The sequence below is a fragment of the Methanosarcina barkeri MS genome (genome assembly GCF_000970025.1).
GTDB lineage: Archaea > Halobacteriota > Methanosarcinia > Methanosarcinales > Methanosarcinaceae > Methanosarcina > Methanosarcina barkeri.
The window spans coordinates 4,520,008-4,533,209 of the sequence record NZ_CP009528.1; the positions used below are offsets into that span (position 1 = coordinate 4,520,008).

The window sequence follows — 13,202 nt, forward strand, 5'->3', positions numbered from 1 at the left end:
AATGTTGGAACTAAAACAGATGTAGGGATTAAAACAGAATTGAATACGAGACTAAATCTAGAACTCAATCCCAAATTGAACTCTGTGTTGAGAAACCATCTAAAAATATGAACTTCCAGAAAGGCAGGGAAAATTATGGATATGTCAAAATATATGGGCATTTTCAGGGCAGAGTCAGAGAAAAACATTAAAGAGTTGAGCGATTCCCTACTGGTACTTGAGAATAATCCTGAAAATACGGAACATATGAATACGTTATTTCGTGCAGCTCATACATTCAAAGGCATGTCTGCAACTATGGGGTTCAAACAAATTGTAGAGTTAACGCATGAAATGGAAAGTTTGATAGACAGGCTGCGCACGCGGCAAATTGTACTTAATTCTTCTTTGATTGATGTTCTCCTGGTATGTGTGGATACCCTTGAAGGGCTTGTAGAAAATATCTGTGAAAGTGAAGGAGATAAGCCCGAAAAAGGAAAAAAAGTGACAGCTAATAAATGCGAGTTCTATCCTGACGTCTACGAAGTGATAAAAACGTTAAGGGAAGTAAATGATTCTTCTGAAAAAGTCTCCATTCAAAGAATCGAAAATAAACTCCTACCTGCAAAGAAAAAAACGACAAAAGAAATCTATCAACCAGAGAAGGAAGAAAAAACCCCAGTTTATCCAAAATCGAGTCCTAAAGTGAAAATTGTTCAGAACCCAAGAATCAGTACCGAACAGCTCGATAAATTGATGAATCTCGTGGGCGAGCTCGTAATTAACCGAAGTAGAATAAATGAGCTTACACGCAACCTGAAATCCAAGGAGCTTGAGGTTGCACTCTCAGATTTTCATAAACTAACAAGAGAACTGCAAGACGAAGTGATAGAGGCAAGAATGGTACCTCTGGATCATATCACCTACATCTATCCCAGAATGATTAGAGATCTTGCACGCATACAAAACAAAAAAATCGATTTTATAATCAAAGGGAAAGAACTCAAGCTCGATAGAACTATTCTCGAAGAAATCGGGGATTCCCTAGTGCACCTGTTAAGAAATGCAGTAGATCACGGAATCGAAATTCCGGAGAAGCGTGTAGAACTTGGAAAAAAAGAGAATGGCGCTATACTGATTACAGCTTCAAGACAGGAAAATTTTGTCCTTATTAGAATAGAAGATGATGGATTTGGAATAGACACTAATGAAATCAGGAAAATTGCATTAAAGAAAGGAATTATTTCAAGAGAAAGTGCGGAGCAGCTTCAGGAAGAGGAAGCAATGCAGCTGATCTTTACTCCAGGTCTCAGTACTTCTGACAATGTTACCGACATCTCCGGAAGAGGAATAGGAATGGATGTTGTAAAAAACAGAGTTGAGCGCCTTGGAGGATCCGTAAAAGTCGAATCAAAGCCTGGACTGGGTTCCAGTTTCGAATTGAAACTACCTTTAACCGTTGCGGTTTATCAGGCCATACTGGTAAGAGTTGGAAAGGAAAAATACGCAATTCCCTTCACAAGCATAGTGAAAAACATTGAATTTAGCTCGCAGGAAATCAAGCATATTAAAGGACGGGAAGTCATTTTAATAGACAATAAAATTCTTCCACTTTTTAGATTGAGAAGGCAGTTTCAGCTACCTGATGATGACGACGAGAACAATATTTTCGTAGTTCTGGTTGAAAAACACGGGCAATATATTGGAATAGTCGTGGATGAACTGCTTGGAAAACAGGAAGTAATAGTAAAAAGCTTCAAAAGCAAGCTTCTTGGCAATACCAGAGGATTTGCAGGAGCAACAATTCTGGGCGACGGAAACGTTATTTTAATTATCGATGTCAACTCCCTGATTTGAAATAAGTAAGAAACTTTAATGGAAATAAAAAAAGCCTGGATAAAAGTACTGTCGGTGAAGAAATGGGTAACGGTCCAATTAGAAAGGCAAATGATAGTGAAATAAATAAAAAAACAAATAAAGAGATAAATACATGTCAAAATCTGGAAAAAGATCTGGGCTTTGAACTGTTAAAAAGAAATATTAGTGGAAACACCGGCTTTAACTGTGAATATTATAAGGAAGCCCATTTCAGGCGTAGAATTAACGTGCGCGTTCGAGCCACCAATTCTGAGAGTTATGGAGCATATCTGAAACTTTTAAAGGAAGATCCGCAAGAGTACGAATTTCTTCTTGACGCTCTTACTGTAAATGTCAGTGAGTTTTTCCGAAATCCCGAAACCTTCAGAATAATCGAAAAAGAGGTTATTCCTTCTCTTGTTAAAAACAGATCAGGGCTATTTATCCGATCAATTCGCATCTGGAGTGCCGGTTGTGCAGCAGGGGAAGAGGCCTATTCCCTTGCTATCCTGCTACACAGGATCCTGAAAAACGACTTTAATAAGTATAGAATAAAAATTATAGGTACGGATATTGATACTCAAAGTCTGGAAAAAGCCAAAAAAGGTATTTACAATGAAAACTCACTTAAAAATCTTGATTCAGGCACAAAAGAACGTTATTTCTTGAAACAGGGAGATAATTACCAGGTAATAGACGATTTTAAGAATATAACTCAATTTAAACGTCACGATTTGATTTCAGACCAGAGAATCGATCATTTTGATATTATTGTCTGCCGAAATGTAATGATATATTTTAAAAAAGGAATTCAGGAACAATTACAGCTTAATTTCTACAAGGCTCTTGGAAAAGGAGGATTTTTTATAATAGGAAAGTCCGAAACACTGCTTGGGAATGCATCAAGTCTCTTTAGACCTTACAATACAAGAGAGCGCCTGTACATAAAGGAAATATAAAAAGACATTTATGGAAAAGGTCAAGAACCTGAGGAATTTAAGCGAATACGAAGAACCTGCAAAATAATTTCAGGATACAACAATTGTAAATAAATTTTGAACATTTTTTAAACAAATTTTTTAAAGAAAGTATAAATCATTTTAAATAGTTCCTAAGCAATGTCTAAGCAGCTCCTAAAAAACTTTTAATAATTATCATAACAGAGAAATTTCTAAACCAGGAGGGTTCTTCAAGACGACTAACTCAGGCGTAATTGTAGTGGGAATAGGAGCCTGTGCATTGACCAAGAGTCCAATTAAAATTAAAACCTTCGGATTGGGCTCATGTTTAAGCATAACACTCTATGATAGGCAGGAGAGAATAGGTGGGCTTGTCCATACGATGCTTCCGAGTATAAGTGATGAAAAAATAAAAGACAACCCTTTAAAATATACTGATTCCGGTATAGAGTACCTTGCAGCTGAGATACTAAGAAAAGGCTCATCCAGAAAAAGGCTTGAAGCAAAACTTGTCGGGGGAGCACATATGTTTGAAAATCGGAACCTGAACATAGGGAAAAGAAATATAAAATGTGCCAAAATCACCCTGGAAAAGTTTGAAATACCAATTATAGCCGAGGATACCGGCAAAAATTATGGACGTACAGTAACTCTTGATACTTCTACTGGCGATATCCTAATAAGGACTATTTTGAGAAAAGATAAGATAATATAAAAGAATCAATTGGTTTCTATCGTTAATCGGTTTTTATTTTTATCTACATTTCCTTATTTATTATTACGTTTTACTTATTTTTACTTTCAATCTGTTCTTACTTTCATTCATATATTCTTTCGTTTGTTTTTACTTTTAATCTGTTCTTACATTTAGTTCTTTTTACTTTTTGACATTGTTGAAGTAATATTGAGAAATGCTTTTGGATTTTTAAAGTAAATTATTTTTTCAAACTGTTTTTTCAAACTGTTCATTTTTGAATTCACTTTCGTTTCTTCATCGTTTCTCTGAAAAATTATATATTTGATATAAATATTATAATTACATTATTAGTTCCATTAATAAAGCAAAAGAAAACAAAAGTAACATAAAACTTTAAATCTGTATCTGAGGCTAGATCTAAGGTAAAGTGACACTCTGAATATACTTGAGTACACTCTTAGTACAGTTTAAGTATACTTTGAGCAATACACTAAGTGTACTTCAGGTTAATACTACGAGTACACTTGAAGTATACATTGAGCCTATCCCAAAAGTCATTTCGTTCTTAATCATCAAGAATTTTCAGGATTGTTTTCATGATCAGAAACTTGATTGATTGTTCGGAATACAGGATTCAGAGAAGCAATTTTGAGTTTTGGGATCAGCTCATTAAGTATACATTAAGTACGCTTTAGATAATACTCTGAGCACTACTTCAAAATTCTTTGAGTAACCCTTGAGTAAATACTATATTCTCAGTCATCTGTAAGATATCTGAAAAGTTATAAAAGCTTATAGAAGACGAGAAAACAGGGAAACCAAACCTGACAACTCGCGAACTAGTTTCAAGATAGCAATAACTAAGCAAATGGGAGATTTTTATGGAAATCAACGGAGTAGAAATCGAAGATACATATGCAGAAGCGTTTCCGATCAAAATTGCACGGGTACTCATAACAGCTGCTACCAAGCGCTGGGCCCTTGTGGCAGCTACTGAAGCTACAGGCTTTGCAACATCCGTTATAATGTGTCCTGCTGAAGCCGGAATTGAGAAATTAGCAAGCCCCAGCGAGACTCCTGATGGCAGACCTGGAGTTTATGTCCAGATCTGCACTTTCAAGTACGAAGCTCTGGAAGAGCAGCTCCTTGAAAGAATTGGACAGTGTGTACTTACAGCCCCTACAACTGCAGTCTTTAATGGACTTCCTGAAGCTGAAAAACAGTTTAATGTAGGCTTTAAACTCAAGTTCTTCTCAGACGGCATGGAATCCGAAACCCAAATTGCAGGCCGCAAGGTATTTAAGATGCCAATTATGGAAGGAGACTTCCTGGCCGAAGAAAATATAGGAGCTATAGCTGGAATTGCAGGCGGAAACTTCTTCATCTTCGGAGACTCCCAGATGACCGCCCTGACCGCAGCCGAAGCTGCTGTTGATGCAATTGCAGAACTTGAAGGTACAATTACCCCCTTCCCTGGTGGCATTGTAGCCAGCGGATCTAAATCCGGAGCAAACAAATACAAGTTCCTGAAAGCTACTGCTAACGAGAGATTCTGCCCTTCCATAAAGGATAAGGTTGAAAACACTGAAATCCCGGCAGATGTCAATGCTGTTTATGAAATTGTTATTAACGGGCTTGATGAAGAAAACATAAAAGCTGCCATGAAAGCAGGAATTAAAGCCGCTGTAACTGTTCCGGGCGTTAAGAAAATATCAGCAGGAAACTATGGCGGAAAGCTTGGTAAATATCAGTTTAAACTTCACGAACTCTTCTGAACTCTAAAACCTTTTCCTTTTTTACTTTCTTCTCTATTCTTTTTTATTCTCATTTTTAGCCCTTATGTAAGGATAATCATATAATATCGGATAGAATATAAAGAAAAATAAAAGGTTGACTATTCTGGATAATTTTTAATACCGAGTTCATCCCAAAACTTAAAATTTACTTCTTGAGCCCTTTATTTGAATAATCAATCAAACTCATGATCATGAAAACAATTCTGAGAATTTAAAAACAATTCTGAGAATTTCCAACGATTAAGAGTAAAATGGCTTTTTGGACAGCTCTCTATATAAATAGCATAATAATGTTATTCGATCTGTTTTAGTGCTCTCAAGAACACCAATTGATTACATATAATTTTATAAAGATGTTTATAAATATCAGGAGTACTAGACCCAATGGCCCCAGGGAAATACGAAGAAAAAGATTCCAAAAAGTATGGAGAGAAAGATTCCAAAAAGTATGGAGAGAAAGATTCCAAAAAGTATGGAGAGAAAGATTCCAAAAAGTATGGAGAGAAAGATTCCAAAAAGTATGGAGAGAAAGATTCCAGGAATATCAGAAAAAAGAAGAATATTCAGGAACCAGGGTTCCAGAACACCAGCGTATTAGGGAATATCAAAGACTTTAGATACCAAAGACTTAGATATCAAAGACTTAGATATCAAAGACTTTAGAGTCCAAGTGCATTGAACCCAGAAAGTAGAACATCTCTTGGATCAATGCCAGTTACATGCAGCATGACATAAGCTGCAACGACGGTCCCTGTCATACTTCCTATGTTTGCAAAGCTTGCGACAAGGAGGACTCGCATGAACTTATTTTTGAACATTTCCCTGAAGGTTTCTACTCCTGCCAGGGCTTTTAAGTCTGCGGTAGTAGGATTTCTCTGTTTTGCTTCTACGAGACCAGCAAACCAGCCTGCGGCAATAAGAGGGTGCAGAGTAGTCAGCCAGGCAACCGAAAAGGCAGTCAGAACTGAGTAAGGATGTCCACCTGCAAGTAAAGTACCGATTGCACTGAGGGTTCCTGTAATAATAAACCACCATCCAAAGGCTATTAACAGGAGTTTAAGTGGAACGCCAGAAAGCAGCAGTAATAAAAAGAATCCAACTATAACGGCAACAAAAGCAAAGCCAACAATCTTTCCAAGACCTATACGTTTCTTTGGAATCTGCATAAGACTATCCAGAGGAGGAATGCTTTTCGGGTTCTTCAGGTACTTAGTTACTCCTGGCTTATGCCCGGCTCCAATTACCACGACAACAGTTTTGTTTCCACCTGCCGCAACCCTGAGGATACTTCCTGCAAGATATGCGTCCCTTTCATCAATGAGAACCTCAGCTGCAGTCGGGGCAAAATCTCTAAGTTCATTTACAAGACCAGTTACAACATCGGTTTCCGTAATTTTATCAATGTCTATTTCGGTTCCTTTTCCTATTCCTATTAGTCCACCTAACAGGGAGCCGATCATCTTGACTTTTTCCAGAAACTTCATTTTTCCCCAGAAACGCTGAAGAGTCACCTGGATATCACGGTCAATTAAGGCAACTTTAGCTCCTATAGACTCGGCTTCCTCCATTGCGGAAAGCATCTCGGCTCCGGGTCTTACACCCATATCCTCACCGATCTTTTTCTGCACATAGGCAAGCAGCCAGTGAATGACGTAATAGTTAACCTTACCTTCAGAAAGAATGTCCTTAATAGGGACCTGTTTTTCCTGCACATTGCCCTTCAGGGAATCATAACGTCCCCTGCAAAGCTCGACAGCCACAATATCCGGTTTTAGATCCCTTATAGCGGCCTTAACCTCGGCAACACTCTTTTCAGAAACATGGGCAGTTCCTATAAGCACAATTTTTGATGGCTGATACTCAGCCTGATGTGCATCAGAGAATTGAAAAGATGAAGGAATTGAAACTTCGGAAGCCGAATCAGGAATAGATTCTGCAATAATTTCGGAACTTATGTCAAGCTTTGTTTCAAGCTCGTCAGGTTCTATCTTGGATGCTGTCACAGAAGTTTTTTCTTCTTGTGGCATATTAATTGAAGAACCAGAAATTTTAGCCTTTCCGACAGAAGTTGAGTTTTCTGCGGATTCGGTCACAAGTTTGTCCATAGAATACATTGACTCCTGAGATGTACTATGAAAATTATAGTCAGGGTCCTTGTCCTGAGAATCTGTAATTTCAGGTTTGCTCATTGTTAATCTCTCTGCTGCGACGCGTTAAGATGATGCGTGAAAGCATATCCCTTGAAGGACTGCAGTTAATCGCATGAGTAATTAAATTCTTCACATAAAATAACCAAGCTATAAAAAAACTTAGCTATAAGCAGACAATTAACTGGTGGTAATTATCTGCTAGAGATTTATATTTTGCTGCTTTCAGGTTTTATCTTTAGATTCATATTTTGTTGTTTTCAGGTTTTATCCTTAGATTTATGTTTTTTGCCTTCAGATTTATATTCTCTTTATTTATAATATTTGTATTATATAATTATATATAAACTTATTTAATATATTCTAATACAATTTGGAAAAACATGAGTTCTGAAAAATTTAATAGAGTATGATCTTTTGATAAAAATATCTTTTGATGAAAACGTCTTTTGATGAAAACGTCTTTTGATGAAAACGTCTTTTGATAAAAATATCTTTTGATGAAAACGTCTTTTGATGAAAACTTATCTTGACAAGTCTTTTGATAAAGATATCTTTTGATAAAAATATTTTTTGATGAAAACGTTTTTTTTGATTAACTCCCTGTAAAACCTCTTTTGATAATTTCCTCTTGATAAATTCTGCTTAAGAATCTTCTTACTCGGAAATCTCCCTAATCTAGAGTGTTTAAGAATTACTCTGACCTCAGTTTCAGAGTCCGTACAAGATCCGTTCTTGAGAGTATTCCTGCAATCGATCCGTTATCAATAACTAGAACTCTTCCGATATTTTTAGATGATACAAGTTTCAGGACATCACTGGCTTGCGCATCTGGAGATACCGAGATAATATCTCTGGTCATAATATCCGAGACCTTGGCCGCCGGGCGGTCAATAGAAGGAATATGCTGGATGTCCGAAAACGTCACAATTCCTTTCAGGCTGTCTCCTTCCATCACAGGATAACCCATATGTTTCTTCTCAAACATGAATTTAACCAAGTCGTCCACGCTCATGGAAGGATTTACTGAAACTACATTTCTAGTCATAATATCCCTGACCCTAATATTTTCAAGAGTTACCTCGGCCCGAGTAGAGCGCTCCTCTTCAGACGCGCCAACATAAATAAAGAGCGCGATCAAAGGGAACCAGGGATTGCCTATGAGAATTCCGAAAATTGCCATGAGAACGGCAAAAAATTTTCCCACGGCTGCTGCACTCTGCGTAGCTTTCACATAAGACATTCTTCTCGCGTAGAAAGAGCGAAGTACTCTACCCCCGTCCATTGGAAAAGCAGGCAGCAGGTTGAAGATCCCGAGTATAAGGTTCATAATCCCAAGAATCCAGATAACAAGGTATACCGGGTTTTGAGAAAGCATAGGATTAGGGGAAATGAGATTTCCATATATTAAAAGGCAGACTAAACCTATTAAAAGGCTTGTAAGGGGTCCTGCAGAAGCCATTTTTGCTTCCTGTCCGGGATCTCTGGGTATCTTTTCCATAGCTGATACTCCTCCAAAAAGGAAGAGAGTGATGTTCTCAATTTTGACCCCGTAACGCATTGCCAGATATGAATGTGCAAGTTCATGTACAAGTATCGAAGCAAAAAGTAGGATGGCAGTCAGGACTGAAAGCGAGTATCTTGTGATAGACGGCTCAACTCCCTCAAAACCAAAAGGTTGCGGGCTGATCGCAAACGCATAAGCAAATATAGGTAATATGAGAAGAAAAGTTATGTGAAGCCTGATAGGTATACCCATAACACTTCCGATTTTCACTGACGATTTCATAAAATAAATACCCCCATTTTCATTTTTATAATATTAAGCAGATGATTAAACGTTGATAGGACTTACGCAGTTAAAATGCCGAAAACTTGATATCTTTATAAATATACTTATGGCTTAGTGTTTCTCTAAAAACGTACGGAGTTATGGACATAAATCCACCTAAGTGTACCGACATTGACTACATTAATTTTCTCATTGCGGCTTCTAACGTTTTTAGCTGTACTGAAGCTGCTAGATGTTATCCAGACATAGCTAATGCTCCTTCTCATGATGCTTTTACTCGTTGCCTTCAAAGGCAACCTCCAGACACGGAAGCACTATGGGAGGAAGTAAAAAGTTATGTCAAGCTTAAGGGAGGATACCTAATTGTTGATGATTCAACATTAGATAAACCATACGCAGAAGAAATTGCTTTTGTTCGTCGTATGTGGAGTGGAAAACATCATCGTACTGTAAAGGGAATAGGCCTGGTTACCTTAGTTTGGACTGACGGTACAACCGTTATACCTATCGATTTTCGAATTTATAACATCGATGTAGACGACAAAACAAAGAATGACCATTTCCGTGATATGCTTGACAAGGCCGAAGAACGTGGTTTTAATCCCAAATTCGTTTTATTTGATACATGGTATGCAAGTGTGAAAAACCTTAAAGCCATTAGACAGAAAGAGTGGCATTTCCTTACAAGATTGAAAAATAATCGTTTGGTAAATCCTGACAACAAGGGAAATGTGCCACTTGAAACAGTAGATATTCCTCCAAAAGGACGTGTGGTTCACCTCAAAGCATATGGATTTGTAAAGGTGTTTAGGATAGTTTCAAAAAATGGAGACACGCAACACTGGGTTACAGATGTGCAAGAGATGGATGAAGCAAAACGTGAAGATTTGGCAAAGAAGTCATGGAAAATTGAGGAATATCATAGGGGAATAAAACAGTTCTGTGGTGTCGAAAAATGTCAGGCAAGAAAGGAAGAATCACAAAGAGCACATATAATGTTCTCATTAAGAGCTTTTCTTAGACTGGAATTACAAAGAATCAAAAGTGGAATATCCTGGTTTGAAAGTGCTATGAAAATTAGAAGAGTGGCAGTGACAGAATACTTAAGGAATCCCCAATACACGTTAAATTAATTCAAATATTTGAAAGTTTGGAAAAAACAATATGCTAGGAGCCAACTGCGTAACTCCTAGTTGAATAATATGAGTTCGTTGAATAATATGAGCTAACGCTAAATCAGATAAAGCTAAATCTGAACTTAAAATCAGGTCCAGACTATCATAAATAACACAGCTAATAGGGAGGAGAAATTTATAGGTAGTTATGTTCATAAATCCCACTGGAGCTGCTCGTAAGTTCCCTTAACTCTGCTCATAAACTCTTCTAATTAACTTTCCCTCATAAAGTTGTCTTTTAAAGTTCCCCTGATCAAGTTGCCTTATAAATTTTTCTTTATAAAGGTAACTGACCCCATTTATTATTTGGCGATAATTATACATATCTGTTTGTACGTAATTAGTGCACGATTAATATGTGATAGCAAATAAACAATTAAGCAAAAACCGAAGAAATTATGTGAATAATAAAGAAGTAAGATTTAAAGTTCTACTGTAAATTAAAGTTCTGTTGTAAATTAAAGTTCTGTTGTAAATTAAAGTTCTGTTGTAAATTAAAGTTCTGTTGTAAATTAAAGTTCTGTTGTAAATTAAAGTTCTACTGTAAATTAAAGTTCTACTGTAAATTAAAGTTCTACTGTAAATTAAGTTCTGCTGTAAATTAAAGTTCTGCTGTTACTTTTCTCAGATCTTGCAGGAATTCTTCTATATCGCGGGCCGTGTTGTGAGGCATTAGGACCAAGCGAAGAGATCTTGGATTGCGAGTAATTGAGACGTTCCAACCAAATTTCTTAAGAAGCTGTTCCCGCACAAAGTCAGGGTTCGGAACTCTCAGGGCGACCACGTTCATTACAGGCTCGATCAGGGGTTCAAAGCCGATTTTTCGAGCTTCTTTAACCAGTTTTGTGGTAAGCTGCATGCAGTACTGTACATTTTTTCTATACCCTTCACGTCCAAGATACTTCATAACGGCATAAGTGGCAGCGGCTGAAGCTCCACTGCGGGTACCTGTTAGAGTAAACTGAGCTTTTGTTGTAAGATATGGAGTATTTACCTTAAGGGAGTCAAGAAAAGAAGGAGATCTGAATAATAGGGCACCTGAGGGAATTGTGGAAAGCCCCATCTTATGAGGATCTATTGCAATGGAAGTAACGCCTGGAACTTTGAAATCGAAAGAATATGGCTTTTCAAGAAATGGAATCACAAACCCTCCGAAAGCTGCATCAACATGAAGGAAAAGCTCATTTTCAAGAGCAAGTTGTGAAAGTTCCTCAATCGGATCTACCTGTCCAAATTCCGTATTTCCTGCTATCCCTACGAGTCCGATGGTGTTTGCGTCTATCAGGCTTTTCACAGATGCAATATTCACCCTGAATTCAGAATCAAGAAGAGCTCTTTTAACCTCAATTCCCATCATATTGGCGACTTTATCAAATGAGAAGTGAGCTGACTCGGGAACAACTATATTGAGAATCTCACCTGACTTATTCCCGTCCTTAGTTACGATGTTTTTCATGCACCTGATAGCCTGGATATTAGATTCCGTGCCTCCTGTTGTAAGATAACCGCAAACCGAACTCTCACATGACTCTCCTGAAGGAATTTCAACAGACTGAGCATGAAGAAGTTCTCCCAGCATCTGGATAACTTCTTTTTCCAGCCTGTGAGCACCTGCAAAAAGTCCCAGATCGCCCAGGTTAGCCTCAATAAATAGCCTGTGAGCCTCAACCGCGACTCTGTGCGGGTGAGTGCACATTGAACTTAAAACCTTATAGTAATCCGTATCTTCTGACTTTACATCTTCCAGATAGGAAAATATCTCTTTCTCAGAAAGACCCTGCTCATTCATGTGGATAAAGTAAAACCAGTTTTATTTAAAATACTTATGGAATATACCTGCCAAATTACCAAGTAATTTTCATAACAACAGGGAGAGTAAGTATCCAAGATCTAAAAAAGGAATGTATGTTAAAATCTCATAATCATATTAATGTCTGTAATATCTGCTTTAGAGGGAGACACCTATATTTCGAGTGGAGACGTTTTCATAGATCTAGAAGACGCAAATTTCTCAGAACATATAGCTTAGATTTAGTTTAGATTTATAAATTTTTTGAAAATGAATACTTTTTCTGATAGATTGGTTATCAATAAAAAGAATATATTTAATGAATATATAAAATTAAATTTTTTTATATTAAGAAGAACTGTTCTAAAAACAAACTAACCTTTTTAATAATAAAATATATATAGTATTAATTCTATAACAAAACAACATTATTTTACTGATAAACAAAATAAAACTCTATTTTATTTTGCTGCCTAGAATCTCTAATCTCTTTAATGGAAACCATGGGGTCTGGGTGTTATATAAATGTTCCAGTGGAAATGCAGGGGTCTTCTCTCTGTTTTTACTTTTCTCTCTCTGTTTTTTTCTTCCCTAACTTTCTTTAATTTCCTTTCTTTATTTTTCACCTTCTCACTTTTTTCCTTTCCTTGATTTTTATAACTTCCTTTCCTTTTTTAATTTCCTAGCTTTTTCTATTTTTTTTAATTTCCTTAACTTTCTTTAATTTCTCTAATTTCCTAGCTTTTTCTATTTCTTTTATCTATTTCTCACTTTTATAATTCAAAAAATTTTAAATTTACTATTTTTTTAAAGGTTTCTTAACTCTGTATATTTACATAATTTTAATTTTATCTTAAAATTTTTATTCTTTAATTTTATGTAAAAATATTATAATTTTCATAACTTCTTCCATTCGAAAGAAAGGGTTTAAATTCAACCTTCATTGGTTCTGGAATTCATAACTTTTTATCTCAGTTATACTAAGCTAGATAATGTTGGTTTTTTGGTGGA

9 protein-coding genes are annotated in these 13,202 nt (G+C 36.6%); 6 read left to right on the forward strand and 3 right to left on the reverse strand.

Annotation, left to right across the window (positions count from 1 at the left end):
• Window positions 1-135 precede the first annotated feature (135 nt).
• The 5 genes from MSBRM_RS18540 to MSBRM_RS18560 all read left to right on the forward strand — a co-directional run bounded on the left by MSBRM_RS18540 (window position 136) and on the right by MSBRM_RS18560 (window position 5,905).
• A complete protein-coding gene (locus MSBRM_RS18540; RefSeq protein ID WP_048156623.1) occupies window positions 136-1,836 on the forward strand; it encodes a chemotaxis protein CheA in 1,701 nt (566 codons plus the stop codon).
• A 62-nt stretch (window positions 1,837-1,898) separates the two neighbouring features.
• Entirely contained in the window at window positions 1,899-2,795 is an 897-nt protein-coding gene (locus MSBRM_RS18545; RefSeq protein ID WP_048122617.1) for a CheR family methyltransferase, read from the forward strand.
• Window positions 2,796-3,003: 208 nt separating this feature from the next.
• The gene (locus MSBRM_RS18550; RefSeq protein ID WP_048122619.1) at window positions 3,004-3,510 is read left to right on the forward strand and encodes a chemotaxis protein CheD; all 507 of its coding nucleotides are present in this window, start codon (window positions 3,004-3,006) and stop codon (window positions 3,508-3,510) included.
• A gap of 863 nt (window positions 3,511-4,373) precedes the next feature.
• Window positions 4,374-5,267 carry a formylmethanofuran--tetrahydromethanopterin N-formyltransferase gene (gene fhcD / locus MSBRM_RS18555; RefSeq protein ID WP_048156626.1) on the forward strand — a complete coding sequence of 298 codons (894 nt, stop codon included), beginning with the start codon at window positions 4,374-4,376 and terminating at the stop codon, window positions 5,265-5,267.
• Between the two features lie 350 nt (window positions 5,268-5,617).
• Window positions 5,618-5,905: a hypothetical protein gene (locus tag MSBRM_RS18560; RefSeq protein ID WP_155400482.1), complete on the forward strand. Its 288-nt coding sequence runs from the start codon at window positions 5,618-5,620 to the stop codon at window positions 5,903-5,905.
• Between the two features lie 42 nt (window positions 5,906-5,947).
• Here MSBRM_RS18560 and MSBRM_RS18565 read toward each other — a convergent pair whose 3' ends face one another.
• The gene (locus MSBRM_RS18565; RefSeq protein ID WP_048122625.1) at window positions 5,948-7,477 is read right to left on the reverse strand and encodes a TraB/GumN family protein; all 1,530 of its coding nucleotides are present in this window, start codon (window positions 7,475-7,477) and stop codon (window positions 5,948-5,950) included.
• A gap of 652 nt (window positions 7,478-8,129) precedes the next feature.
• On the reverse strand, window positions 8,130-9,224 hold the full coding sequence (locus tag MSBRM_RS18570) for a CBS domain-containing protein (RefSeq protein ID WP_048122628.1): 1,095 nt from the start codon (window positions 9,222-9,224) through the stop codon (window positions 8,130-8,132).
• 143 nt (window positions 9,225-9,367) lie between these two features.
• Between MSBRM_RS18570 and MSBRM_RS18575 the strand changes: the two genes are divergently transcribed.
• Window positions 9,368-10,360: an IS701 family transposase gene (locus MSBRM_RS18575; RefSeq protein WP_048155834.1), complete on the forward strand. Its 993-nt coding sequence runs from the start codon at window positions 9,368-9,370 to the stop codon at window positions 10,358-10,360.
• A 643-nt stretch (window positions 10,361-11,003) separates the two neighbouring features.
• On the opposite strand, the gene mfnA is transcribed toward MSBRM_RS18575, so the two are convergent.
• Window positions 11,004-12,191, reverse strand: a complete 1,188-nt coding sequence (gene mfnA, locus MSBRM_RS18585; RefSeq protein ID WP_048122630.1) for a tyrosine decarboxylase MfnA — start codon at window positions 12,189-12,191, stop codon at window positions 11,004-11,006.
• Between the last annotated feature and the right edge of the window lie 1,011 nt (window positions 12,192-13,202).